The organism is Nonomuraea sp. NPDC052265, assembly GCF_044547985.1.
GTDB lineage: Bacteria > Actinomycetota > Actinomycetes > Streptosporangiales > Streptosporangiaceae > Nonomuraea.
The window spans coordinates 104,503-129,499 of record NZ_JBIUBJ010000015.1; the positions used below are offsets into that span (position 1 = coordinate 104,503).

Sequence of the window (24,997 nt, forward strand, 5' to 3'; positions counted from 1 at the left end):
GAAAGCACGGGGAACTTCAGGGATGGAGTTGGTGCACGGTGGAACGACGCATGTCGGTTGCGACGCACTGGGGCAGTTTCATCGCGGTGGTCGAGTCCGGGCGGTTAGTGCGAATTGAGCCGAGGGGCGATGACCCCGCGCCGTCGCCCATCGGCCCCGGAATGGTGACAGCCGCCGACGATAGCGCTCGCGTGTTGCGCCCCGCGGTGCGCAAGGGCTGGCTCAACGGCGAGCCGCGCATCCACGACATGGTCAGAGGCGCGGACGCCTTCGTGGAGGTGAGCTGGGACGACGCGATCGCGCTGGTGAGCGATGAACTCCGTCGAGTGCGTTCACAGCACGAAGACAGCGCGGTGTTCGGCGGGTCCTACGGCTGGGCGAGCGCGGGCGTGTTCCACAACGCGCAGAGTCAACTCCACCGTTTCCTGGCGCTGGGCGGAGGATACACCGACTCTCGCAACACCTACAGCACTGCGGCGTTGGAGGTCATCCTCCCCCATGTGATCGGCGGGCATCCGTGGAGCTACCAATCCCGGATGCCGATGTGGGACGAGATAGCCGACAACTGTGAGCTTGTGGTGGCGTTCGGCGGGCTGGCCCTCAAGAACAGCCAGATCAACCCTGGTGGGCTGGCCAGGCACCAGACGCAGAACCTGCAGCGACAGTGCCGCGCGGCCGGGGTGCGGTTCGTGAACGTCAGCCCCATTCGCAGCGACGTCACCGGCTTCCTCGACGCCGAGTGGCTGCCCGTCATCCCCAACACCGACACCGCCGCGATGCTCGGCATCGCCCACACGATGCTGGTCAACGGGTGGCACGATGAGGACTTCCTTCGCCGGTGCTGCGTCGGGTTCGACCGCTTCGCCTCCTACGTGACCGGCGAGCTCGACGGCGTCCCCAAGGACGCTGCCTGGGCAGCGAGGATCACGGGTATCAGTCGCGAGGCGATCATCGACCTCGCTCGCCGCCTTACCGCGCAACGTTCTCTCATCATGGTCAACTACGCGGTGCAGCGGGCAGACCACGGCGAACAGCCGATCTGGATGTCTGTCGTGCTGGCCGCCATAGCGGGCTCGATGGGTCGGCCAGGCTGTGGCTGGGGAGCAGGTTACGCGACGATGGACGCGACCGGCGTTGCCCGAGGCCGCCCCAGCGTGGCTGGGATACCCGGGGTTTCCAACCCTGTCCCGGACTTCATCCCTGTCGCAAGGATCGCCGACACCCTGCTGCATCCGGGCAAGACCATCGACTACGACGGCCGGCGCCTCACGTTGCCGGAGCTTCGCCTGATCTACTGGTGCGGTGGGAACCCGTTCCACCACCACCAGGATCTCCATCGGCTGGCCCGAGCCTGGCAGACCCCTGACACGGTGGTGGTTCACGAAGCCTGGTGGAACACCACGGCCAAGTTCGCGGACATCGTCCTCCCTGTCGCCACCAGCTTGGAGCGCGACGACTTCGCCGCCGGATTCTCAGATCCGCACCTCGTCGCGATGCCCAAGGTCCGCGAGCTGGCGGGAGAGTCACGCACCGACCATCACATCTTCACCGCCTTGGCCTCCCGGCTCGGATACGAGCAGGAGTTCACGCAGTCGCGCTCCGAGATCGAATGGGTCCGACACCTGTACGAGCAGACGAGGGACAAACTCGGCGACGATGCCGCCCTGCCGAGCTTCGACGACTTCTGGCACAGCTCCACCGCTGAGCTGCCGAAGTTGACCGGACCGTTTCCCGGCAGCTTCGAGGCGCTCCGCTCGGATCCGCAGCGTTTCCCCCTGCCGACGCCGTCGGGCCGGATCGAGATCTTCTCCGAGGAGATCGACTCATTCGGCTACGACGACTGTGCCGGGCATCCGATGTGGTTCGAACCAGTGGAGTGGCTCGGCGCCGATCCGTCGGGCCGATTCCCGCTGCATCTGATCTCGAATCAGCCCGCCTCACGCCTGCACAGCCAGTACGACAACGGTGGCCACAGCCTCAGTTCAAAGATCCGTGGCCGTGAGCCCGTGACGATCAATCCGTTGGATGCCGCGTCGCGCGGCATCGAGAACGGCATGATCGTACGTGTCCACAACGACCGCGGTAGCTGTCTGGCGGGCGCGGTCCTGTCGGACGACGTCATGCCAGGCGTCGTACAACTGTCCACCGGAGCGTGGTGGGATCCGGTCCAGCCAGGCGTGAGCGGAACATTGGACCGCCACGGCAACCCCAATGTCCTCACGGCGGATCGGCCGTGCTCGACCCTGTCCCAAGGACCGAGTGCTCTCAGCGCGCTGGTCGACGTTGAGCCCTACGGCGGCCCACATCCCGATGTGCTCGCCTTCACCCCACCACACCTCGAACAGTGACACGAAAGCCTGCTGCCGCTTCGAGCGCGTTTCCGCTGCACATCGTCCGGCGCGTACCAGGCCGGCTCCGGCCGCTTGCGTTCATCGTAATCGATCGAATACTTTACGTAACCGTGACTGCACTTCAAAACCTCAAGTACGGCCGGTGGTTCAGGGGCGCCGATGTCGACGGCGACGGGTTCATCACCCAGCGGGACGTCCGGATGATGAGCGAGCGTTACATCGCCGCCCGCGGCGCCGCGCCGGACTCCGAGACCGCCCGCCTGCTCACCGGGAGCATGGACATGTTCTGGACGAACGTGATCGCCCCGATGGATCACGACGGTGACGGGAAGGTCGATCTGCAGGAGATGACCGAAGGGTTCAGGCGGGCCCTGACCGACCCCGCCCTGTACCCGGAACAGATCGAGCCGGTGACCGACTGCTTCTTCGACCTCGCCGACCTCAACGGAGACGGCAAGATCGACCAGGCGGAGTTCCAGCAGATGTTCGACTCGGTCGGCGGCGTTCCCGGCGAGGACTGCGCCGCGGTCTTCGCCGCTTTGGACCGAGACGGCTCCGGTGTGCTGGACCGCGCCGAATTCCATCAGGCGGTCACGGAGTTCTTCTACGGCAACGACCCGGACGCTCCCGCCAACCACCTGTTCGGCAGGGTCGCCGACTGACGGCCCATGATGCGGCCCGAGACCTGCGACGCCTGATCCTGTGGAAAAAAGTTGCATCCGGTCACGGCCGGGCGGCCAGTCAGTGAGCGCTGGCGCAGTGTGCACGTGCACGCCGTTCGCGCGCGCCTGCGCCAATAGAGCGGCAACGGATCGTGCACCTGTGCACATGGACAACGGACCTTGGGCCCAGCTCCCCGTCGTCGCCGGCGATTCACCGGTCAGTCGTCATGGCGCGGCGTGGCAGGTATTCAGCATCCGCAGCTGTTCCCGCCGCATCCGCAGCTTCCGGCCGCAGCGGCCCCGCCGACCCCGCGCGAGGTGCGGCGGCGGTGCAGCCACCACATGATCGCCGCGGCGGCGACCAGGAGCCCGGAGGCGGCCAGCAGTGTCTGTTCGGTCAGCGCGGCGCCGGCGCCCGTGAGAAGTCCGGCGCCGATTAGCAACGCGCAGCAGGCGGCGCACGCCAGTACGGCCAGGGCCGCGGTGACCTTGCTGCGTAGCGGTGGCCCGCCGCCGTCGGTGTCCGGGTCGCCCGCCGCTCCAGGCTGTCGGCCGGGAGCAGAAAGGATCACCGGGACGGGCCCGGCGGGGGCGCGATGGTCATGGTGAGTGCTCACTGTGGTCAGTTCTCCTCGGGGGTACGGCTCGTGGCCAGGTCCGCAAACGGCAGCGGGCAGTCGAGGCAGGTGCAGTGGGCCAGGCTGTCGCAACCGGCGCTGACCACCGCGCTGAGCGCGCTCCGGATGGTGGTCAGGTCGGCGATCCGCGCGTCCACCTCAGCGATCTTTTCCTGGGCGCGCTCGCGCAGGTCCGGGGTGGGGTGACCGCGCCGGCCGGTGTCGATCGGCTCGGCCACCGCCTCCAGGGTGAAGCCGAGCCGCTGCGCCGCTTTGATGACCGTCAGCAGGGTGACGGCCTCGGGCGGGTAGGCGCGGTGCCCGCCCGGGCTGCGCGCTGGTTCGGCGATCAGCCCGCGGCGCTCGTAGTAGCGCAGCGTCTGCAGGTTGACCCCGGCCTGCTCGGCCACCTGTCCGCTGCGCAGGTATGGCCCGCCTGAGTCCTGGAGTGCGATGTGCTGTCTCACGCCGGCCGCCCCACCCCGGCGCTCGCGCGGCTGCCGTCGAAGGCCGGCCCGGCCTCGGCCCAGTCCTGTTTGCCTCCGGCGTAGACACGCACGTCGGCGTAGCCGAGCCGGGCGAACGCAGCGGCGGCGATCTTGGAGCGGTTGCAGTACGGGCCCGAGCAGTAGACCACCACCGGGGCCACCCGATCGGGGGCGACCTGCGCGGCCAGCTCGGCGGACACCTGGCCGGGCACGTTGCGGACGCCGGGCGGGTGCTCGGCGGCGAAGGCGTCGGCCGGCAGCGCCTCCACCAGTTGTACGGTCCCAGCCTCCAGGAGTGCGAGCAGGTCCTGGCGGCTGATGCGGTGGTTCACCATCGTCTCCGGACTCAACGGGAGACCGCGGCGCCCGCGCGGCCCTCCAGTGCGTCCAGCACGTCGACGTGCTCGGCCGGGACCGTCACCTCCAGTGCCAGGCTGCCGTCGGCGATGGCGAGAGTGAAGGTGAAGAAGGAGCAGCAGCCGTTCTCCCGCGCGGCCAGCTCTGCCGCACGGGCGGCGTTGTCCGGGCCGAAGACGAGCTCCAGCCGCAGCCGGGTGTGCTCGGGCCGTGCCACGCCCTGCACCGCCTCGGCGAACAAGGCGTCGAACTCGGCCACACGCAGCGGCTGCTCGGCGGTGGGCAGCGTGCAGGCGGAAGGGGCCCATCCCAGGTCAAGGGCAACGTTCTGTGTCATACCTCGACGGTAAACCTGTACCTAGGTGTCGAATGCAAGCCCCTAGCAGGTGCTGTAGCCCCGTGTGGTCCCACAGTACGTCAACATCGATGCCGGGCCCGAGCGGTGACGGGGAGGGCTGCGCCGGTGCGGGCCACACCATGTCGAAGGAAAATGGGCTGGCCCAAGGCGTGGACCAGCAGATTTACGACGATGTCAGGAACGGGGGGACGCGGCACCTCTCCGCGTAACCACCGGTAGGGGGTCTTCTCATGCACACGCCGCTTCCCCGGCTGCTGTTCGAGCACCGCGTTGAGCCGTACGCCACCCCGAATGATCTTCAATGCAGACGAGCTGCTGCGGGTGCGCGCGGCCGGGTGCGAGGTGTGGATCGCCGGCGGCCGGCTGAGCCGGTCAGCCCTGGAGCAGCGCCGCGATCGTCGCCAGCAGCGCGATCGGCCCCATGACGGCCACCGTCACCACGGTCGCGCTGCGGCCGGGCAGGAGACGGGCCAGCACGCGCGCGGCCCTGCGCCGCACCGGACCCGCGCCGGGCAGCACGAACAGCCCCAGCGTGAACCCGCCGGCGGCCAGGGCCTCGGCGTGGCTGGTGCTCGACCCGGCCGCCTCCAGCAGGCCGGCCACGCCCAGGCCGCAGGCCAGCGACAGGAGCAGGTTGCCCATGGCCACGAGCGCGGCGCGGGCCGGCGCCGGCCGCTCCTCGGTGAGGAAGTGGTCGGTGGCGCGCAACGCCAGCGACAGCGCCACCGCCAGCAGGCCGCCGACGACCGGGGTGACGACGGTCGAGGCCGACAGCGTCACCAGCGCCAGCACGCCGACGAACCCGCTGCTGGTCACGAACCGCCGCAGGTCGAAGGGTTCGGCGGGCGCCGGGGGCTCGGCGGGACGCCGGGGGCGTTCCTCCGGCCGGTCCGCGTGGACGGTGGGGGCGGGGGGCGGCGGCTGCTCGTGGCCGCGCGGCGCGTACTCGACCGGCGGGAGCAGGGCGGAGACGACGTCCATGGTCAGCGTGCTCGCGGCGGGCCGTTCGGCCATGAGCGGACGGTCGCCCGGGTCGAGCGCGCCGGCCTGCCGCAGCAGTTCCCGGGCGCCGGGCCGGGCCGCCGGGTCGACGCGCAGCGCGCCGGCCAGCCAGCCGCGCAGCCACGCGGGCGCCTCGTCGAGCCGGGCCCGTCCCTCCATGGTGTTGAAGCAGACGGCCTCGAACGACCCGGTGCCGAACGGCGGCAGCCCCGTGGCGGCGAAGAACACCGTCGAGGCCAGCGCGTGCACGTCGGCCGCGGGGGTGACCTGCGAGGCCCGGATGATCTCCGGCGCCAGGTAGCCGGGCGTGCCGACGAACATGCCGGACTGCGTGAGCCGGGCCGCGTCGACCAGGTGGGCGATGCCGAAGTCGATGACCAGCGGCTCGCCGCCGACCAGCATGACGTTGGCCGGTTTGAGGTCGCGGTGGATCACGCCCGCCGCGTGGATGTCGACCAGCGCCTGGCACAGCCCCCGCGCGAGCTGGACGACCGCGCGGGCCCCCAGCGGGCCGTCGGTCAGGACGGTCTGCTCAAGCGTGCGGCCGTCGGCGAAGCGCGTCACGACGTAGGGCCTGTCCGCGTCGAACTCGGCGTCGACGACCTCGGCGACGTACCGGCTGCGCACCCGGCGCATGGTCTCCACCTCGCGCACCAGGCGGTCGCGCGCCTTGAGGTCGGCGGCGACGTGCGGATGCAGCACCTTGATCGCGACCTGGCGCCCCGCGCCGTCGAGACCGAGGTGGGCGACCCCCATGCCGCCCTCGCCGATCTTCCTGATCACCCGGTAAGGGCCGAGATGCTCCTGCGTCTGAGCACTCATCCTCGACGTCATCCTCCGTGATTTCCCCGTAGGCCGTGCACCGGTGCGCGGCTAGGACATTCTCCCGCAGCGCACCCCCCGAGATGCACAGTAAGCGAAGATCGACCGAAGTGCGCCGGTACGGGGTCAGAGCCAGCCGCGGGCGGCCGCCTCCGCGCCCGCCTGGAAGCGGCTGCTCACGCCGAGGCTCTCCACCACGGCGGCGATCTTGCGGGTGGCCGTCCTGGCGCTGACGCCGAGGTGGCGGCCGATGGCCTCGTCCTTGAGCCCGGCGTTGAGCAGGCGCAGGACGAGCAGGTCCGCCTCCGCCGGGCGTTCCTGCGCCGCCTTCGGCAGTCCGGCCAGCGGCCGGCCGCGCTCCCAGTAGACGTCGAACAGCTCGACCAGCGCGTCCAGCAGCCGGGAGGGGTGCAGCAGGGCGATGTTGTCGTAGACCCCGTCCACCAGCGGGAACAGGCCGATCCTGCGGTCGGCGATGCGCAGCTTGAACGGCAGGTGGGCGACGAACCGGGACCGCTCGCCCTCCTCGGCCAGCCGGATCAGGGTCTCCAGGCGGCCGGGCCGGTCCAGGGACTCGGCGCAGTACACGACGCGGATGTCCACGCCGCGCGCCAGCAGTTGCCGGGTGCCGTCCAGCTCGGACTCGTTGGTGTCGTGGGAGTCGTCGGGGCGTCCCACGTACGGGGGACGGTCGAAGCCGAGCAGTTCCATCGCGACCGTGCGCTGGAGCTCGGTGATCATCCGCTTGACGGCCTCCTCCCCGGCCAGGACCTCCACGACGCCGGCGGGCCCGGAGCCCATCCGGCCGGAGTGGTAGAGCTGGGTGAAGTCCGACACGACCGTCCTGACCGCCGCGAGCCGCGCCTCGGTCTCCAGCCGCCGGCGGTCCAGCAGCCACTCGATCGCCGCCTCCGGGGGCACGGCGTCGTAGCGGCCGGGTCCGGTACGGCGCAGCAACCCGGCGTCGGCCAGGCGGGCCAGCGCGGGGCGCAGCCGGGCGGGGCGGACCTCCAGCGCGGCGGCGGCCTCGGCCGTGCGCAGACCGGGCCGGCGCAGCAGCAGCCGGTACAGCCGCTCGTCGAAGTCCGAGAGCCCGACCGCGCCGAGTACTGACCCGTCCCCCAAGAAGCACCTTCCGAAAATGTCGTTTTTGGTCACATGGCCGAAAATGTCAGCACTATATCTCGACACCGCTCTCCACCGGCCGCTTGACTCCAAGGCGGCCCTCCGGTGATCCTCCCCGGACGGGTGACCAGGCTCGTCCCCCTTGAGGAGCAATGTCCCGCAACACCCGCGTTCACCGCGTCCTGGCGCTGGCCGCCGCGCTGGCGGTCACCGCCGCCGTCCCGGCAGTGGCCCGCCCCGCGGCGGCCTCCACCCCGCCCGCCGCCCCCTCCCCCGGCCCGTCCCCCTACGTCGTCACCCTGACCGAGTCGCCTCTGGCCACCTATGACGGCGGCGTGACCGGCATCGCGCCCACCAAGGGCGGCAAGGGCAGGAAGGTCGACACCACCAGCGCCCACGCCAAGCGCTACCGTGACCGGCTGACCGGCCGGCAGGACGAGGTGGCCCGCAGTGTCGGCGCGTCCGCCACCGCCCACCACGTGGTGGCCTCCAACAGCTTCACCGCCGACCTCACCCCCGCCCAGGCCCTGCGGCTGCACGCCACCCGGGGCGTGCTGTCGGTCACCCCGGACGTCCTGCACAAGGCCCTGGACGACCGCGACTCCACCGACTTCCTCGGCCTGTCCGGCGACCGCGGCCTGTGGGCCCGGCTCGGCGGCACGGGCAAGGCGGGCAAGGGCGTGGTCGTCGGCGTCGTCGACACCGGCATCTGGCCGGAGAACCCGTCCTTCGCGGGCCCGGCCCTCGGCACGGAACCGCCCGCCGACGCCGACCCGTACCGGCCCTACCTCAAGGACGGGGCCACGGTCATGAAGAAGGCCGACGGCTCCACGTTCACCGGCGTGTGCCAGACCGGCGAGCGCTTCACCGCCGACCTGTGCAACGGCAAGCTGATCAGCGCCCGCTACTTCGGCGAGCAGTGGCTGCGGTACAACCCGCCGGAGCAGCGCGACGACTTCGCGTCCCCGCGCGACGCCCAGGGCCACGGCTCGCACACCGCCGGAACCGCGGCGGGGAACAACGGCGTCCCGGCCGCCGCCAACGGCATCGACTTCGGCGCGGTCTCCGGCGTCGCGCCCGGCGCGGCGATCTCCGTCTACAAGGCCCTGTGGCAGGGCAAGAACGGCGGCACGACCGGCGGCTACAGCTCCGACCTCATCGCGGCCATCGACCAGGCGGTGGCCGACGGCGTGGACGTGCTCAACTACTCGATCGGCAACGAGATGTCGGAGTCGGCCGCGGGCGACCCGATCCAGCTCGCCTTCCTCGCCGCCGCCCAGGCCGGCGTCTTCGTCTCGACCGCGGGCGGCAACTCCGGCCCCGACGCCTCCACGCTGGACAACACCGCGCCCTGGACGACGACCGTCGCCGCCGGCACGATCGCGCCCCGCCAGGGCGAGGTCCGGCTCGGCGACGGCGCCGCCTACCGCGGCACCAGCACCACGGTCGTCGCACCGGTCGGCCCCAAGCCGCTGGTCACCGCCGTGTCGGTGAAGGCCGGCCAGGCCGCCGACGCCGACGCCGAGGTGTGCGCGGCCGGCTCGCTCGACCCGGCCAAGGCCGCCGGGAAGATCGTCTACTGCGCGCGCGGGACGACCCTCCGCGTGGAGAAGTCGGCCGAGGTCAGGCGGGCCGGCGGCGTGGGCATGGTGCTCGGCAACCCGACCGCCCAGTCCACCGACGCCGACCTGCACGCCGTGCCGACCGTGCACGTGGACGCGCCCGACGCCGAGAAGATCGCGGCGTACGCGGCCACGCCGGGCGCGACCGCCACCCTGCTCCCGGCCCCCGCCGACGGCGTGGCCTATCCCGAGGTCACCAGCTTCTCCTCGCGCGGCCCCGCCCTGTCCGCCAAGGGTGACCTGCTCAAGCCGGACATCACCGCCCCCGGCGCGGCGATCCTGGCCGCCGTGGCGCCTCCGGGCAACGACGGCAAGGACTTCGACTTCTACTCCGGCACCTCGATGGCCACCCCGCACATCGCCGGCCTGGCCGCCCTCTACCTCGGCCGGCATCCGCAGATGTCGCCGATGGCGATCAAGTCGGCCATGATGACCACCGCGTACGACACCAAGACCCCGGACGTCTTCGCCCAGGGCGCCGGTCACGTGGACCCGTCCCGCATGTTCACCCCCGGCCTGGTCTACGACGCCGGGGCCGCGGACTGGTACGGGTTCCTGGAGGGCCTCGGGGTCGCCACCGGCACCGGCGTCAGGCCGCTGGCCGCCTCCGACCTGAACTACCCGACGATCTCGGTGAGCGAGCTGTTCGGCTCCCGTACGGTCACCCGCCGGGTGACGGCGCTCACGCCGGGCGTCTACCACGCCTCGATCGAGCTGCCCGGGTTCCGGGCGAAGGTCAAGCCGTCCACGCTGGTGTTCAAGGAGGCCGGTCAGGCCAAGGAGTTCACCGTCACGCTGGAGACGCTGCCCGAGGCCACCGGGGACACCGTGAGCGGGCACCTCACCTGGACCGGCGCGGGCACCAGCGTGCGCAGCGCGGTCGTGGCCACGCCGCTGGGCGCCAGGGCGCCCGCCGAGGTGCGGGGCACGGGCGCGGCCGGTTCGCTCTCCTTCGAGGTGACGCCGGCGCTGCGGAAGTTCCAGGTCACCCCGTACGGGCCGGTCTCGGGAGCGGAGACGCCGGGCACGGTCAGCCAGGACGAGATCTGGGGCCGCGAGATCGCCATCACGGTGCCCGAGGGCGCCAAGGCCGCCGCGTTCCGTATCAAGGCGGTGAACCCGGAGGCCCAGGTGGGTGGCGTGCTCCTCTACGAAGGCAAGGGCGGGCGCGAGTTCGAGTCGTGGGTGTCCGCCCCGGACGGCGACCACCGCTTGGTGCTGTCCCGTCCCCGGCCCGGCCGGCACATCCTGCTCGTGCTCTCCCTCGGGGACCTGCCGGGGACCACGTCCACGGCGTTCACCACCCAGGCCGACATCGTGGAGACGGGCCACGCGCGCGGCGCGCTCACCGTCACGCCGGCCAAGCCGAAGGCGAGCGTCGGCACGCCGGTCACGCTGACCGCGTCCTGGACGGGGGCGACGCCGCGGGTCAACACCGGCTACGTCGAGTACCCCAACGGCGCCGGGACGATCGTCACGATCAACTAGCCGCCCGCCGCTCCGGCCGCCACGGGAGGACCCGTCCGAACCGGACGAGTTCCCCGTAGTGGCCGGGGTCCACCGGGCCGAGGGCCAGATCCAGCAGGGGGACGGCGGCCTGCTCCGGCGAAGGGGCGCCGCTGACGTCCCACCAGAGGCCGGACGTCGGAGTGTTGATCATTCCCGGGCAGACGAACCCCGGCCGGGCCTGGGCGCGGGCGCTGCCGTCCTTGACCGCGTCGCGCCAGGCGGCCACCCGCGCGTCCACCTCCTCCAGGCCGGCCAGCCCCGTCGAAGCGGTCGTGCAGGACGGGGGCCAGGTGGTTCAGCGTGCCCAGCGAGCTGACGACGACGACGTCCACGCCGCCGTGCCGCTCGCGCAGCAGGCCGGCGAGCTCGGCGTCGGCCACGTCGAGCAGTTCGCCGCGGACGCGGGCGCCGCTCGCGCACCTCGCGGGCGCGTTGCGCGCCGCCGCCGTCGGCTCCTGACGCGGCCACCGGTTATGGTGTGGCCTGTGATCCGTGCCGTGGTGGTTGATGTCGACGACACGTTGTGCCTCACCGAGGCGGCGTGCTTCGAGCTGGAGAACGAGGTCCTGTCGCGCCTCGGCCGCGGGCCCATGTCCAGGGCGGTGCACGTGGCGACCTGGGGCCGGCCGCTGCACGACGCGATGCCGCGGCGCTCGCCCGGCCTCGACCTGGCCGCCTACCTCCCCCTGCACCACGCCGTGCTGCGCGAGTACGTGGCGGCCGGGCTGGTCGACGTCGTCCCCGGGGAGAACCTGCGCGCGATCGACGAGCTCAACGCGGCCGGGCGCGCGGTCATGCTGCTGACCTCGCGCACCGAGGCCGAGATGGAACACCTGATGGCGCCCGGCCACGTGCTCGACGGCCGGATCACGGCCGTCTACCACGCCGACAACACGCGCTTCGGCAAGCCCGACCCGCGCGCCTTCGACGAGTTGCTGGCCGCCACCGGCCTGGCCCCCGGCGAATGCCTCTACGTGGGCGACTCCCCCACCGACGCCCAGGCGGCCACCGGCGCCGGCCTGCGGTTCGTGGCCTGCATGCAGAGCGGGCTGCGCGAGCCCGCCGACTTCGCCCCGCACCCCGTCGACGCCTTCATCGACGCCTTCTCCGACCTCGCCGTCACCGTCCCCCTGCTGGAGGAGGCCGCGCGCGGCCCGCTGACGACGGCCCTCGACCGGCGCCTCCCGGCGTCTGGCTGACCACGCCGGTCAGCGCAGCCGCCGCACCCTCAGCACGTTGTCGGTCCGGACGGCCGGCGCACCGCCGGGAGCGGTCTGGACGCGTTCGAACTCCTCGGCCCGCAGCACCTCCCACTCCCCCTCGGCGAGCTCCAGCACGTCGAGCACCTGGTACGGCGTCGGCAGGTGGACGCCGGGGTGGGCGTCGGGCTCCCACGGCGGGGGGCCGGCGTGCCCGATCACCAGGAGCTGGCCGCCGGGCGCGACGGCCGCGGCGGCGGCGCGCAGGACCTTCTCGCGCGACAGCTCGGCGGGCGAGTGCAGGTAACTCGCGGCGACCAGGTCGTACTCGCCCTCGGGGAAGGACTCGACCAGGTCGTGGCGCTGCCAGTCGATGAGCTCGGCCACGCCCTCGTCCGCGGCGTGGGCGGCGGCGCGGGCCAGGGCCACGCCGGAGATGTCGGCGGCGGTGACCCGCCAGCCGCGGCGGGCGAGCCACACGGCGTCGGCGCCCTCGCCGCAGCCCAGCTCCAGCGCGGTGCCGGGTTCGGCGTCCGCGATCTCCTCGACCAGGCGCGCGTTGGGGGCGCCGCTCCAGATCCGCTCGGACTGCCCGTAGCGGTCGTCCCAGAACCGCTCGCCGGAGACCGGCGCACCCGCGTGGGCCGCCAGGGCGCGGCGGGCCTCCTCCTCGATCAGGTCGGCGTTGATCGCCGCCGCCGCCCTGACGCCCGCCGCGGCGGCTCCGATGACGTTCTCGCCCAGGTTGGCCACGTTCCCGGCCACCCACACGCCGGGGACGCCGGTCGCGCCGGTCGGGTCGGCGGGCACGTGGGTGCCCATGACGTGCCCGTTCATGAGCTGCTCGGCCGTCTCGACGCCGAGCCCGGCGAGCAGGGCCGAACGGGCGACGAAGCGCGGGGCGACGACGAAGGCCCGGCACGGGACGACGTCGCCGTTCTCCACGGTGACGCCGGTGAGCGGGCCCTCCTCCGGCGACAGGCCGGCGATGCGCCCCTCGACGACGGTGACGCCGCGCGCGGCCAGCCTGGCCAGGTCCTCCTCGCCGAGCGGCGGGGCGGTGTGCGTGAAGAGGGTCACCTCGGCGCTCCACTGCCGCCACAGCAGCGCCTGGTGCGCGGCGATCGAGCCGGCGGCCAGCACGCCGATCGGCTGGTCGCGCACCTCCCACCCGTGGCAGTACGGGCAGTGCAGCACCTCCCGGCCCCACCGCTCGGCCACGCCGGGCAGGTCGGGCAGCTCGTCCACCAGGCCCGTGGTGACCAGCAGCCGGTCCGCCGCGACCGCGGACCCGTCGGCCAGCCGCACGCGGAAACCGCCGGCGTCCAGGCGTTCGGCCGACACGGCGGTGCCGGTGACGAGCTCGCCGCCGTACCCGGTCACCTCGTCGCGGCCGGTGGCGAGCAGATCGAGCGGCGGGGTGCCCTCCCGGCCCAGGTAGGTGTGCACGCCGCCGGCCGGGGCGTTGCGCGGCCGGCCCTCGTCGATCACCAGCACCCTGCGGCGGGCCCGGCCCAGGGTCAGGGCTCCGCTCAGCCCGGCGGCCCCGCCGCCGACGACCACCACGTCGTACTTCTCGTCCATCGTGTTCCTCCAGAGACGTGCCGATGGCACACTGTGCGTCCCGCGCGACGAGGTTGACAAATGTCGTTGCCGAAATGGCAAGCTGGGCGCATGGAGGAGACACCGGATCTCGACCGGGTCCTGGAGGCGGTGGGGCCGCGGCTGCGGGCGTTGCGGCAGCGGCGGGGCGTGACGCTGGCCCAGCTCGCCGAGGCCACGGGGATCTCGGTCAGCACGCTGTCGCGGCTGGAGTCGGGCGGGCGCAGGCCCACGCTGGAGCTGCTGCTGTTGCTGGCGCGCGCCCATCAGGTGCCGCTGGACGAGCTGATCGACGCGCCGCCGACCGGCGATCCGCGGGTGCACCTGCGGCCGATGTCGCGGCACGGCATGACGTACATCCCGCTGAGCCGGCGTCCGGGCGGGATCCAGGCGTACAAGCAGATCTACCCGCCGGGCTGGCCCCACGGCGAGTACGAGCAGCGCGCCCACGAGGGCTACGAATGGCTGTACGTGCTGTCGGGCCGGCTGCGCCTGCTGCTCGGCGAGCACGACGTGGTGCTGACGGCGGGCGAGGTGGCCGAGTTCGACACCCGCGTGCCGCACGCGTTCGCCAACCCCGGCCCCGATCCCACGGAGGTGCTCGCGCTGTTCGGCAGCCAGGGCGAGCGCCTGCACGTTCGCGCCCGCCCCACCACCGGGTGAGCCGCCGGTCAGGAGGTGCCGAAGCCGTCCAGCTTCTCGCGCTCCTCGGTGGTGGCGAGCTCCTGGAAGACGGTGATGTGCAGCCCGGCGGGCGCGTCGAGGCGGGAGTTGAGCGACTGCCAGGGTGTGAGCGTGGGCGGGGCGACCTCGGCCGCGCCGGCCGACACCAGGCGGGCGGTGGTCTCGCGGGAGTCGTCCACCTCGAACGCGACCCGGAGCCTCGGCGCCACCTGCCGCCCCACCTCCACGTCGTCGATCATCCTCTTCTGGGCCGGGTTCGCGATCTCCAGCGTGGCCCGGCCCGCGTCGAGGATGGCCACGCGGGCGCCGTCGCCGGAGGAGTAGGCGGCCTCCTCGGGCAGGCCGAGCACATCGCGGTAGAAGGTCAGCGCCGCCTCGTAGTCCTCCGCCTCGACGACCAGCCGGAGCTGTCGGACGGCCGGGGCGTCGGGGTGGTCGTTCATGGGTTCTCCTCATCGGGTACGGACGATCACCCCGGGCAACCCGCGTCCGGACCGGGAAATTCCGTCACAGGCGTTTGTCGGCCAGGGCGTCGCACAGCCCCTTGACGGCGTCGCAGACGCGGTCGAGCGGGCCTTCGCAGGGCAGCCCCGGCTCGCCGGGCGGCCGGGCGCCCGCACCCGGGCGGCGATCTCGTCCAGGGCGTCCGGCGCGGCCTCCGTCTCCGCCCGGTCCGGGGCGGGGCCGCCGGCGGCGGCGGCGATCGACGCGGTTCGCGGCGGCGTCGAGAGGATCACCGCGTCCGCCGTCGCCGCGCTGGGCCAGGACGTCTTCGCCGCGACGTTCTTACAGGGCGTAAACATCTTTCCTGACATCGCCGAAAATGCCGAATCGAACTTTTCATGAGTCCTGCTCGGGCCGGTGCGATCTTCTTCAGCGGAGGCGTCAGGCCAGGTCAGTGACCTGCCGGGGGCGGTGACGATCCTTCTCTGATCTCTTACTGGCGGTCAAAAAATCAGTATGACAGCCTCTTGCCCTCCTTACGGATTTTGTTCATATTTGCGGGCAAGTCACCCCACCTCAGGAGGCTCCAGTGAGCATCCATGGCTTACGGATCCGGCGCGCCGCACTGATCGTCGCCACCGCCGGACTTCTCACCGGCGCGTTCACGGGCGTACCCGCCCAGGCATCGCCCGCGCCGGCCCAGCCCGCCGCCGACCCGGCCGCCGCCGCGGCCAGGATGGAGGGGCAGCTCGGCGCCCGCACCGCCGGCTCCTACTTCGACCAGGCACAGGGCAAGATGGTGGTCACCACCACCGATCCCGCCGACGCCCCGGCCATCGCCGCCTCGGGCGCCGTGCCGCGTGTCGTGTCCCGCAGCGGCCCCGCGCTAGAGGCCATCATGTCCTTCCTCGACCGCACGGCCGCCGTCCCCGGCACCGCGTGGGCCGTCGACCCGGCCGGCAACCAGGTCGTCGTCTGGGTGGACAGCACCGTCGCCGGCAGCGCGCGCACCAAGGTCCAGATCGCGGTCCAGCAGGCCAACACCCAGGCGGCCGCCGCGCAGGGCCAGAGCGCCGAGGCGGCCACGCCCGCCGTACGCGTGGAGAACGAGCCCGGCACGTTCAGCCTCTTCATCCAGGGCGGCGACGCGATCTACGGCGGCCAGTACCGGTGCTCGCTGGGCTTCAACGTGGTCAGCGGCTCGACGTACTACTTCCTGACCGCCGGCCACTGCGGCAACATCGCCTCCACGTGGTACTCCAACTCCGGGCACACCACGACCCTGGGCAACACGACGGGCTCCAGCTTCCCGGGCAACGACTACGCGATCGTCCGCTACACCAACACCAGCATCGCCCACCCGGGCGGCGTGGACCTCTACAGCGGCTCGCGTGACATCACCAGCGCGGGCAACGCCTACGTCGGCCAGTCCGTGCAGCGCAGCGGCAGCACGACGCACGTGCACAGCGGCTCGGTGACGGCGCTCAACGCCACCGTGAACTACGCCGAGGGCACCGTACGCCAGATGATCAAGACGAACGTCTGCGCCGAGGGCGGCGACAGCGGCGGCGCGCTGTTCTCCGGCGGCATCGCGCTCGGCCTGACCTCCGGCGGCAGCGGCAACTGCTCCAGCGGCGGCACGACCTTCTTCCAACCGGTCACCGAGGCGCTGAGCGCCTATGGGGTGAACATCTTCTGATCGTCCCGCCCGCGACGCGGGTATGACGAATCTCTCGTGCGGGTCGCGTCCAGGCGCGGCCCGCATGTTCACGTAAAGAACCTGTACAAACCAGACAAAACGCCCTAATGTTGGCATCGCCCCAGTCGGAAACGACTGGGGCGCCAAACTTCCTCCGCCGGCGCGCGCGACGACCGCCCACGGCGCCTTCTCCCCGGACAACTCCCCCTCCGGGTGACGTTCGACCCCCTCGATTACGAATCGTAACGGCTGTGTTACTGTCCGCGTTATGAACAAATCGGCCACTGAGCGGCAGATCGAAATTCTCTGGCCCACCATCGGCGTATCGGTCACAGCAGACCTCGACGGACGCAACCGCGACCTAGCCGACGCGTTGTGGCACACCCTGCCCTACCGCAGCCTGCAAGGCCACGCCCTCGTGGCGGGCCACCACCTCTACCACCTGGCCCCGATGCCCGAGTTGCTGCACGTCCCGGGCGTCCACAAGATCGACCGGCGGATCGCGCCGGACGGCTCGGTGTTCTGCTCCCGCCTCCAGCACCTCGGCATCAAGTACGGCCCGCTGAGCGAGCCGATGCCCGCCACGCCCATCGGCACCGTCCGCGAGGAGGACCTCGACGCGCTCGCCGAAGCCGGGCAGGCGGTGTGGCAGTCGGTGTACTCCGGCGGCGAGCCCGTGATCGTCGAGGTGCGCAGGGCCGGCGACGGCGGCGGCCACCAGCTGCGGCGCCCGACGGCCCAGCACACCGAGGCCGACCGGCTCCTCGCCGAGCTGCACGACGAGATCGAGCGCATCTGGCTCGACCCGCCCCAGGAGCTCGTCGACCTGCACGAGGGCCGGATCGCCTCGGGCGCGGGCAGCTTCGGCACCACCCTGACCACGATGCTGTTCGTCAACGGCGAGACCCGCCCGCTCGGCTACTGCTGCTACTCCGGCCTGGTCAGGGCCGCCCAGCAGCAGCAGCTCCCGCTGGAGTTCCTGCAGCAGATGGCGCGCATCATGGCCGCCACCCCGGCCGAGTTCCTCGGCTACTGCGGGCTGAACAAGCTGCACCAGTTCACCGAGCGCGCGCTGGAGGTCGCCGACCAGCTCCAGGACCGCGAGGACTTCGTCGCGCTCATGAGCCACATGGCCCTGTACGTCAACTGCCTGGGCGCCTGGAACCTCCAGCTCTTCCCGTGGCAGGTGGACGAGCACCTGCGCGCGGACGGTTCGGTGGCCCCGGTCACCGGCTCGCTGCTGGCCCCCTTCGAGGGCGGGACGGTGGCCCCGGCATGAGCCAGGCCGACCAGGCCGAGGTGGTGGTCATCGGGGGCGGGGTGATCGGGCTGTCGATCGCGGCCCACCTGGCCGAGGCCGGGATCGAGACCGTCGTCCTGGAACGCGACGGGCTGGCCTCCGGCGCCTCGCGGGCCACCGCGGACGTGCTGCGCGCCTACTTCTCCGGCGACCCGGTCAGCTCGGCCATGGCGGTGCGCAGCCTGTCGGCCTACCAGTCGTTCCCGAGCTGGCCCGGCGCCGCGCTGCCGATGCGGCAGGTGGGCTATCTCGTGCTGTTCACCGAACGGGAGCAGGTGAACAGGTTCGAGGCCGAGCTGCCCGCGCAGCGGGCCGCCGGCGTGGACGTGTCGCTGATCGGCCCGGAGGAGGCCCGGCGGCTCAACCCGCTGGTCGAGGAGCCGTCGCTGCTGGCGGCCGCGTGGTCGCCGCAGGCGTTCGTGAGCGACACGTCCGCCATCGTGCAGGCGTACGCGGAGGGGGCGGCGCGGGCGGGGGCCACGCTGCGCACCGGCTGCCCGGTCACCGCCGTCGACCCGGCCACCGGGCGGGTCGAGACCGCGGACGGCACGCTCACCGCGCAGGCGATCGTGTGCGCGGCCGGGGCCTGGTCGGGGTGGATCGCGTCGGCGGCGGGCGTGGACCTGCCGCTGACCGGTCCGGCGGTGCAGGAACTGCTCACCACCGGGCCACTGCCCGAGATACCTGACATGCCGGTCACCCTGCACGCCGCCAGCGGGCTGCTGATCCGCCGGCGCGACGACCGGATCCTGATCGGCATGGGCAACCCCGGCACCGACCGGGACGCCTGGTTCGTCAGGGCCAGGTCGCAGCTCGCCACCACCTACCCCGGCCTGGACCTGTCCGGGCTGGAGACGGCGGTGCGCGGCCCCAGGGACGCCAGCCCCGACCGGTCGGCCTTCATCGGCCGGCTGCCCGGTTCGCCGGCGTTCCTGTACGCGACCGGGTTCTCCGGCCACGGGCTGTGCAACGCCCCCGCGGCCGGGGAACTGGTCCGCGACCTGTACCTGGGCCACGACCCGGCGGACGCGTTCGGCTTCGACCCGGCCGCGTTGTCGGCCGGCGCGCGGCGCCGCTCACGCTGAACCGCGCTGGGGGGAGACCACGATGACCACGAATCCGTACGCCACTTCGCCCTTCGGCTACGCGGCCGAGCCGACGGCCGCGCCGTACTCGATCGTCGAGCTCATGCCCGGCGCCCGCAACCTGGTGCACTACCTGCGGGTGGCGCCGGGCGAGCGGGTGCTGGTGCTGGCCGAGCACACCGTCGACCCGGTCGTCGTCCAGGCCATCGCGGCCGCGGCCGCCTACCGCGACGCCGACGTGCACATCCTGTCGGTGGCGCCGTTCAGCCCCGGCGGATGGGACAGCGGGGCCGGGCACCACGTCGAGCGGGCCGCCGTCGGGGCGTCCGACGTGGTCATCGCCTGCACCTGGTGGGGCGAGGTGCATACCGCGCCGCTGTTCTTCGACGAGATCGCGGCGCTGCCGGTCAGGTTCGCGTCCCTGCACATGAGCGCCACGGCGGGCGCGCTGCTCACCGGCGCCCGCCTGCCCAACGAGGTCTTCTACGCCCTGGCCCACCGCACGCTGGAGAAGCTGGGCGCGGCCACGAAGATCCGGGTCACCTCGACGGCGGGCACCGACCTCACGCTGTCCGGGCTGACCCTCATGCCGGACGCCGAGCCGCCGGGCCCCGGCCAGTGGCGGCCCTTCCCGTACGGGGGCGTCAACTTCTGGCCCGCCGACACCGAGGGTGTGCTCGTCGTCGAGGACTGCACGGTGACCGGCGTGCCCGAGGAGCCGCTGAGCGTCATCCTGGCCGGCAACGTGGTGCAGAAGATCGAGGGCGGGACGGCCGCCGACCGGCTGCGCCGCTTCTCCCCCGGCGGCTACTACCTGCGGCACGCGCTGATCGGGCTGAACCCGAAGGTGCGGGTGGCGGGCGGCACCCAGTTCGAGCGGGAGAAGCACGCCGGCGCGTTCTACTGCGGGCTCGACGCGCTCACCGACGGGGTGCCCGTCACCACCGCGCCCGGCTTCGCCCACTGCGACTGCCAGGTCGACCGGCCCACCCTGTACGCCGACGACGAGCCGCTCGTCCTCGACGGCCGGCTCCTGCTGCTCGACGACCCCGAGATCCGCCGGGTGGCCGAGCGCTTCGGGCCGCCGGACGTGATCCTCGACGACAACCCGGTCATGGTCCTGCCCCGCCGCTTCAGCGGGGCGACGGCGAGCCGATGACCGTCAGACCGTACAAGACAGACAGGATGACCATGGATCCCGAGTTCGTTCTCGACCCGGCCACCCTCGACCTGCACGAGAGCGACGAGCGGCTGCGCCGGGCAGGGCCGCTCGTCCCCGTACGGGTCGAGGGGGTGCGGGCCTGGGCCGCCACCAGCCACGCGACGCTGGAGGCGGTGCTGTCGCACCCGGCGATGACGCGCGACATCCGGTACTGGGACCCCGAGGCGCGTGCCGAGGCCCCCCAGGACACCTCGCTGATGCGGCTCGTCACCGACGCGTCCATGCTCAACGCCGACGGCGAGGAGCACCGGCGGCTGCGCGGCCCGCTGGTCAAACTGTTCAGCGCCCGCCAGGTGCAGCGGATGGAGCCGTGGATCACCTCCATCGTCGGCGACCTGCTGGCGGACCTGGCCGCCAGGCCGCCGGGCGAGCCGGTCGACCTGCGGGCCGAGTACGCCTACCCGCTGCCGCTGCGCGTCATCGTCGAGATGCTGGGCGTGCCCGACTCCCACCGCGAGCGCCTGCGCGCGCTCACCGACCAGGTGGTGCAGCTCGACCGGTGCCCGCCGGACAGCCCGCAGGGGCGCAGGGCGCTGTTCGAGCTGGTCGGCGAGATCATCGAGCTGCGGCGCGGCACGCCCGGCGAGGACCTGACGAGCGAGCTGATCGCGCTGCACGAGCAGGGGCGGCTGGACGACGCGGAGCTGCGCGACACCGTGCAGGTGCTGCTGATCGCCGGACACGTGACCACGATCAACCTGATCGCGCACGCCGTGCGCGCCCTGCTGGGCCGGCCCGAGCAGCTTGAGCTGCTGCGCTCGGGGGCCGTGCCGTGGAGCGCGGCCGTGGAGGAGGCGCTGCGCTGGGAGTCGCCCAACGCCTACTTCCCGATGCGCTACGCCATGGAGGACCTGGAGATCGAAGGCGTCCGGCTGCGGACGGGCGAGGCGGTGCTCGCCTGCTTCTCCGCCGCCGGGCGCGACCCCGGGCGGTTCGGCGAGAACGCCGCCGACTTCGACGTGACCAGGCCGCCCGTGCCGCATCTCGCGTTCGGGCACGGGCCGCACTTCTGCCTGGGCGCGCCGCTGGCCCGGCTGCAGGCCGAGGTCGCGCTGCCGGCCCTGTTCGCGACGTTCCCCGGCATGCGGGCCGCCGGGCCGCTCGACGACCTGCCCCGGCTGACCTCCCTGCTGGACAACGGCGTGCGAGCCCTGCCGGTGCTGCTCGGCCCGCGCGCCACCGGCTGAGCCCGTCCCGTACGGGCCGTCCGGCTTATCCGAGCGTGCGCAGCTTCGAGGGCCGGTTTCTCAGAGAGTGCCGCATCCGAACGGGTCCATTGCGGCGGCTACGCCGGGTGTTTTTAGCTGAATATCCAGGCTCGGGAACCGGATCGACCTCCAGGGGATATTCATGCAGACGCCCATTGCCCCCATAGGCGCGCACAGCATGCTCGTGTTTCTGCTGCAGATCGCGTTGATGCTCGCGCTCGCCCTGGGACTCGGGTCGCTGGCGGCCCGGTTCCGGCTGCCCGCCGTGGTGGGCGAGCTGTTCGCCGGCGTCGTGCTCGGGCCCTCGATCCTGGCGCACGTCGCGCCGGACCTCCAGCGCTGGCTCTTCCCCGCCGACCCGGGCCAGTTCCACCTCCTGGACGCCGTCGGGCAGATCGGCGTGCTGCTGCTGGTCGGGCTGACCGGCATCCACATGGACCTGAACCTGGTGCGCCGGCGGGCGGCCACCGCGGCCGGGGTCAGCGCGGGCGGCCTGATCATCCCGCTCGGGCTCGGCATCGCGACCGGGTTCCTGCTGCCCAGGACCATCGTCCCCGACGGCACCGACATGACGGTGTTCGCGCTGTTCATGGGCGTGGCGATGTGCGTGAGCGCGATTCCCGTGCTGGCCAAGACGCTGATGGACATGCGGCTGCTGCATCGCAACATCGGCCAGCTCACCCTCACCGCGGGGATGATCGACGACGCGTTCGGCTGGTTCATGCTCTCGATCGTCAGCGCCATGGCCGTCAACGCGGTCACCACGGGCACCGTGCTCACCTCGCTGGCCTACCTCGCGGTCATCGTCGTGCTGGCCCTGACGGTCGGGCGTCCGCTGGTGCGCGGCGCGATGCGGCTGGCGGCCAGGTCGCCCGAGGCGGGCCCGACGGTCGGGACGGCGATCGTGCTCCTCGTCCTGGCCTCGGCCGGGACGCACGCGCTGGGCCTGGAGTCGGTCTTCGGCGCGTTCGTGATGGGCATGCTCATCGGCAGCGCGGGCCGCGTGGACCCGGCCCGGCTGGCGCCGCTGCGCACGGTCACGCTGTACGGCTTCGCTCCCGTCTTCTTCGCCACCGCCGGCCTGCGGATGGACCTGACCGCGCTGACCCGCCCGCCGGTGCTGCTGGCCGGGCTCGCGGTGCTGACCGTCGCGATCGTCGGCAAGTTCGTCGGCGCGTACGCCGGCGCCCGGCTGAGCAGGCTCAACCGCTGGGAGGCCCTGGCCCTGGGCGCCGGGCTCAACGCGCGCGGCGTGATCGAGGTCGTGGTCGCCATGGTCGGCCTGCGGCTGGGCATCCTCAGCGTCGAGGCGTACACGCTGGTGGTGCTGGTCGCGATCGTCACCTCGCTGATGACCCCGCCCATCCTGCGCGTGGCGATGGCCCGGGTGGAGCAGACCGCCGACGAGGAGATCCGCGAGACGGCCCACCGGGCCTGGACCACCACGGGCAGCAACACCTCCGCCTGACCGTTCCCGGCCGCTCGGGCGGGCCGCTTCCGATGACAGGCCCTAGTGTTGCCCCATGTCCGAAATGCCACCTCGGGTCGAACTGCGCCCGCTCACCCGCTCCGACCAGGACGAATTCTGCTCGCTGGTACGGGCCAGCGCCGAGCTGCACCAGCCGTGGATGCAGCTGCCCTCGACCGCGGAGCAGTTCCAGACCTGGATGCACCGCTTCGACGACGGCCTGAACCTGGGCTTCCTGATCCGCGTCCGGGAGACCGGCGCCGCCGCCGGCACGGTCAACATCAACTCGATCATCCGGGGTCGCTACCAGGGCGCGTCCCTCGGCTACGCGGCCTTCGCCCCCTCCGCGGGGCAGGGCTACATGACGGACGGGCTCACCCTCGCCCTCCAGCACGCCTTCACCGACCTGCGGCTGCACCGTCTGGAGGCCAACATCCAGCCGGCGAACAAGGCGTCCCTGGCCCTGGCCCGGCGTCTGGGCTTCCGTCACGAGGGGCTGTCGCCCGCCTACCTCTACATCGACGGCGCCTGGCGCGACCACGAACGCTGGTCCATCACCGCACCCACCCCCTGGACGCCCGATCCCTCCCTGCCGGAGGTGTGAACCACCCGAGGCCGCTCGGAGTGATCCCGCCCGAGCGGCGCCCGCCTGAGGCGCCTCGCCGTCGGGGTTCGGCTGCTGCCTCGGCCCCACCACTCCCCCGCGCCGACGGGGACACTCACTCCGGGGCCGCGCGCGGCCGTCTCCACGGCAAGCCCCGCCCTTGACATTGCCAGTCATTTCAGTCACGGTTGAAACAACTAGCAACTTGGCTCACGCGCAGGACCCGGCTGCCGGCACACGATCGACGACGAAGGACGGGTGACGATGAGCACCGAGGAACAGAGCGACCGGTTGCTTCGATGGGTGGAGCGGGTGACCGCCTTCTGCGTCGAGGAGTGGGGACTGCCCCCCATCACCGGACGCATCCTCGGCTGGCTCATGATCTGCGACCCCGCCGAGCAGTCCGCCGGTCAGATCGCCGAGGCGATCCGGGCCAGCCGGGCCTCGCTCACCTCGAACATGCGCTTCCTCACCGCCATCGGCCTGGTCAAGAAGACACGCAGGCCCGCCGACCGCACCTCCTACTACCGCATCGAGGACGACGCCTGGCAGAAGGTCATCCAGCGCAAGCTCGACAGCCTGAGCGCCTTCGGCGAGATCGCCGACGAAGGGCTCGGCCTCGTCGGCGGCGAGGGGCACCGCGCCGAGCGCATCAAGGCCGCCCACGACTCCCTGACGTGGCTGCAGGACCTCGCGGCCCGTCGTCCGCCACGCCGTTAGGACAACCCGTGCACCGCCTACGACCCGAACTCGGGCTGATCCAGGAAACGCTGCTGCTCACCCTCCACGCCAGGGCCCTGGACGCCGGGCTGCCCCGCCCGATCCTGGGCGACGAGCTCTCCGCCGACCTGGCCGCCCGCATCGACTACGACTTCGGCAGGCTGAAGGTCAAGCCCGACCTGGTCGCCACCACCGCACTGCGCGCGAAGAAGCTCGACGACGCCGTCCGCGCCTTCGTCGCCGGCCATCCCGGATGCGTGGTGATCGACCTGGGCTGCGGCCTGGACACCAGGATGTCGCGCTGCGATCCCCCGCCGGGCGTCGACTGGTACGACGTCGACTTCCCCGAAGTGGTGGACCTGCGGTCCGAGTGCCTGCCCGGCGGCTCGCACCTGGTGGGAGCCGATCTCACCTCGTCCGGCTGGCTCGCGGCCGTCCCCGGCGACCGGCCGGCGATGATCGTCGCCGAGGGGCTGCTGCCCTTCATGCCCGGCGACTCCTTCCAGGCGATGACCCGCGGGCTGACCCGCCACCTCCCCTCGGGCGAGCTCGCGATCAACGGCTACACCCGCTTCGCCGCCTGGGCCATGAAGTACCACCCGACCATCAGGGTGCTCGGCATCAAGGCGGCCCAGGGCTTCGACGCCCCCCGCGAGCCGGAGTCCTGGGGCGCCGGTCTCGACCTGGCCGAGGAACAGATCCTCACCCGCGCGCCGGAGGTCGCCCTGTTCCCGCAGCCGCTTCGCGCGCTCACCCGGCTCACCGCCCGCAGCACGGCCCTGTCGCGGCAGGGCGTGCGCATCCTCCGCTACCGGTTCTGACCGGCGGCCTCCCTCGGCCGCCTCCGGA

Annotated in this window: 25 protein-coding genes; 16 read left to right on the forward strand and 9 right to left on the reverse strand. The window is 72.3% G+C overall.

Features of this window, described 5'->3' with window-relative positions; genetic code table 11:
- Positions 1 to 38 precede the first annotated feature (38 nt).
- Both ACIHAD_RS34365 and ACIHAD_RS34370 read left to right on the forward strand, forming a co-directional pair.
- Positions 39 to 2,348, forward strand: coding sequence for a molybdopterin-dependent oxidoreductase (locus ACIHAD_RS34365; RefSeq protein ID WP_397358872.1), 2,310 nt, complete (start codon positions 39 to 41; stop codon positions 2,346 to 2,348).
- A gap of 113 nt (positions 2,349 to 2,461) precedes the next feature.
- Positions 2,462 to 3,013, forward strand: a complete 552-nt coding sequence (locus ACIHAD_RS34370; RefSeq protein WP_397358873.1) for an EF-hand domain-containing protein — start codon at positions 2,462 to 2,464, stop codon at positions 3,011 to 3,013.
- 248 nt (positions 3,014 to 3,261) lie between these two features.
- Here the strand turns inward: ACIHAD_RS34370 and ACIHAD_RS34375 are convergent, their stop codons facing one another.
- The 6 genes from ACIHAD_RS34375 to ACIHAD_RS34400 all read right to left on the reverse strand — a co-directional run bounded on the left by ACIHAD_RS34375 (position 3,262) and on the right by ACIHAD_RS34400 (position 7,782).
- Complete coding sequence (locus tag ACIHAD_RS34375) at positions 3,262 to 3,630, reverse strand: hypothetical protein (protein WP_397358874.1); 369 nt, start codon at positions 3,628 to 3,630, stop codon at positions 3,262 to 3,264.
- A 5-nt stretch (positions 3,631 to 3,635) separates the two neighbouring features.
- On the reverse strand, positions 3,636 to 4,097 hold the full coding sequence (locus ACIHAD_RS34380) for a MerR family transcriptional regulator (RefSeq protein ID WP_397358875.1): 462 nt from the start codon (positions 4,095 to 4,097) through the stop codon (positions 3,636 to 3,638).
- Positions 4,094 to 4,468, reverse strand: coding sequence for a rhodanese-like domain-containing protein (locus ACIHAD_RS34385; protein ID WP_397358876.1), 375 nt, complete (start codon positions 4,466 to 4,468; stop codon positions 4,094 to 4,096). Before ACIHAD_RS34385 ends, ACIHAD_RS34380 begins: the two co-directional genes overlap by 4 nt.
- On the reverse strand, positions 4,465 to 4,812 hold the full coding sequence (locus tag ACIHAD_RS34390) for a hypothetical protein (protein ID WP_397358877.1): 348 nt from the start codon (positions 4,810 to 4,812) through the stop codon (positions 4,465 to 4,467). Before ACIHAD_RS34390 ends, ACIHAD_RS34385 begins: the two co-directional genes overlap by 4 nt.
- Positions 4,813 to 5,205: 393 nt before the next feature.
- Positions 5,206 to 6,657 (reverse strand): serine/threonine-protein kinase, encoded by a 1,452-nt coding sequence (locus ACIHAD_RS34395; RefSeq protein ID WP_397358878.1) that lies wholly within the window; start codon positions 6,655 to 6,657, stop codon positions 5,206 to 5,208.
- 126 nt (positions 6,658 to 6,783) lie between these two features.
- Positions 6,784 to 7,782 (reverse strand): hypothetical protein, encoded by a 999-nt coding sequence (locus tag ACIHAD_RS34400; RefSeq protein WP_397358879.1) that lies wholly within the window; start codon positions 7,780 to 7,782, stop codon positions 6,784 to 6,786.
- Positions 7,783 to 7,934: 152 nt separating this feature from the next.
- On the opposite strand from ACIHAD_RS34400, the gene ACIHAD_RS34405 reads away from it, so the two are divergent.
- The gene (locus tag ACIHAD_RS34405; protein ID WP_397358880.1) at positions 7,935 to 10,892 is read left to right on the forward strand and encodes a S8 family serine peptidase; all 2,958 of its coding nucleotides are present in this window, start codon (positions 7,935 to 7,937) and stop codon (positions 10,890 to 10,892) included.
- On the opposite strand, the gene ACIHAD_RS34410 is transcribed toward ACIHAD_RS34405, so the two are convergent.
- Positions 10,885 to 11,151, reverse strand: a complete 267-nt coding sequence (locus tag ACIHAD_RS34410) for a hypothetical protein (protein ID WP_397358881.1) — start codon at positions 11,149 to 11,151, stop codon at positions 10,885 to 10,887. The two genes, ACIHAD_RS34405 and ACIHAD_RS34410, sit on opposite strands and share 8 nt — an antisense overlap.
- A gap of 62 nt (positions 11,152 to 11,213) precedes the next feature.
- On the opposite strand from ACIHAD_RS34410, the gene ACIHAD_RS34415 reads away from it, so the two are divergent.
- Entirely contained in the window at positions 11,214 to 11,372 is a 159-nt protein-coding gene (locus ACIHAD_RS34415) for a hypothetical protein (protein ID WP_397358882.1), read from the forward strand.
- A gap of 38 nt (positions 11,373 to 11,410) precedes the next feature.
- The gene (locus ACIHAD_RS34420; RefSeq protein WP_397358883.1) at positions 11,411 to 12,112 is read left to right on the forward strand and encodes an HAD family hydrolase; all 702 of its coding nucleotides are present in this window, start codon (positions 11,411 to 11,413) and stop codon (positions 12,110 to 12,112) included.
- Positions 12,113 to 12,121: 9 nt separating this feature from the next.
- Here the strand turns inward: ACIHAD_RS34420 and ACIHAD_RS34425 are convergent, their stop codons facing one another.
- On the reverse strand, positions 12,122 to 13,696 hold the full coding sequence (locus ACIHAD_RS34425; RefSeq protein WP_397358884.1) for an FAD-dependent oxidoreductase: 1,575 nt from the start codon (positions 13,694 to 13,696) through the stop codon (positions 12,122 to 12,124).
- A 90-nt stretch (positions 13,697 to 13,786) separates the two neighbouring features.
- On the opposite strand from ACIHAD_RS34425, the gene ACIHAD_RS34430 reads away from it, so the two are divergent.
- Positions 13,787 to 14,377: a helix-turn-helix domain-containing protein gene (locus tag ACIHAD_RS34430; RefSeq protein WP_397358885.1), complete on the forward strand. Its 591-nt coding sequence runs from the start codon at positions 13,787 to 13,789 to the stop codon at positions 14,375 to 14,377.
- Between the two features lie 8 nt (positions 14,378 to 14,385).
- Here ACIHAD_RS34430 and ACIHAD_RS34435 read toward each other — a convergent pair whose 3' ends face one another.
- The gene (locus ACIHAD_RS34435) at positions 14,386 to 14,841 is read right to left on the reverse strand and encodes a VOC family protein (protein WP_397358886.1); all 456 of its coding nucleotides are present in this window, start codon (positions 14,839 to 14,841) and stop codon (positions 14,386 to 14,388) included.
- On the opposite strand from ACIHAD_RS34435, the gene ACIHAD_RS34440 reads away from it, so the two are divergent.
- The 10 genes from ACIHAD_RS34440 to ACIHAD_RS34485 all read left to right on the forward strand — a co-directional run bounded on the left by ACIHAD_RS34440 (position 14,840) and on the right by ACIHAD_RS34485 (position 24,969).
- The gene (locus ACIHAD_RS34440) at positions 14,840 to 15,244 is read left to right on the forward strand and encodes a hypothetical protein (protein WP_397358887.1); all 405 of its coding nucleotides are present in this window, start codon (positions 14,840 to 14,842) and stop codon (positions 15,242 to 15,244) included. The genes ACIHAD_RS34435 and ACIHAD_RS34440 overlap by 2 nt on opposite strands.
- 187 nt (positions 15,245 to 15,431) lie before the next feature.
- Positions 15,432 to 16,541: a S1 family peptidase gene (locus tag ACIHAD_RS34445; RefSeq protein ID WP_397358888.1), complete on the forward strand. Its 1,110-nt coding sequence runs from the start codon at positions 15,432 to 15,434 to the stop codon at positions 16,539 to 16,541.
- 268 nt (positions 16,542 to 16,809) lie between these two features.
- Complete coding sequence (locus tag ACIHAD_RS34450; protein WP_397358889.1) at positions 16,810 to 17,820, forward strand: hypothetical protein; 1,011 nt, start codon at positions 16,810 to 16,812, stop codon at positions 17,818 to 17,820.
- On the forward strand, positions 17,817 to 18,926 hold the full coding sequence (locus ACIHAD_RS34455; protein WP_397358890.1) for an NAD(P)/FAD-dependent oxidoreductase: 1,110 nt from the start codon (positions 17,817 to 17,819) through the stop codon (positions 18,924 to 18,926). The genes ACIHAD_RS34450 and ACIHAD_RS34455 overlap by 4 nt, the downstream gene beginning before the upstream one ends.
- A gap of 22 nt (positions 18,927 to 18,948) precedes the next feature.
- Positions 18,949 to 20,085 carry a hypothetical protein gene (locus tag ACIHAD_RS34460; protein WP_397358891.1) on the forward strand — a complete coding sequence of 379 codons (1,137 nt, stop codon included), beginning with the start codon at positions 18,949 to 18,951 and terminating at the stop codon, positions 20,083 to 20,085.
- Between the two features lie 32 nt (positions 20,086 to 20,117).
- Entirely contained in the window at positions 20,118 to 21,335 is a 1,218-nt protein-coding gene (locus tag ACIHAD_RS34465) for a cytochrome P450 (RefSeq protein ID WP_397358892.1), read from the forward strand.
- 199 nt (positions 21,336 to 21,534) lie between these two features.
- A complete protein-coding gene (locus ACIHAD_RS34470; protein WP_397358893.1) occupies positions 21,535 to 22,824 on the forward strand; it encodes a cation:proton antiporter in 1,290 nt (429 codons plus the stop codon).
- Positions 22,825 to 22,879: 55 nt separating this feature from the next.
- The gene (locus ACIHAD_RS34475; RefSeq protein ID WP_397358894.1) at positions 22,880 to 23,428 is read left to right on the forward strand and encodes a GNAT family N-acetyltransferase; all 549 of its coding nucleotides are present in this window, start codon (positions 22,880 to 22,882) and stop codon (positions 23,426 to 23,428) included.
- A gap of 264 nt (positions 23,429 to 23,692) precedes the next feature.
- The gene (locus ACIHAD_RS34480; RefSeq protein WP_397358896.1) at positions 23,693 to 24,148 is read left to right on the forward strand and encodes a GbsR/MarR family transcriptional regulator; all 456 of its coding nucleotides are present in this window, start codon (positions 23,693 to 23,695) and stop codon (positions 24,146 to 24,148) included.
- 8 nt (positions 24,149 to 24,156) lie between these two features.
- Positions 24,157 to 24,969 (forward strand): class I SAM-dependent methyltransferase, encoded by an 813-nt coding sequence (locus ACIHAD_RS34485; RefSeq protein WP_397358897.1) that lies wholly within the window; start codon positions 24,157 to 24,159, stop codon positions 24,967 to 24,969.
- Positions 24,970 to 24,997: the final 28 nt, after the last annotated feature.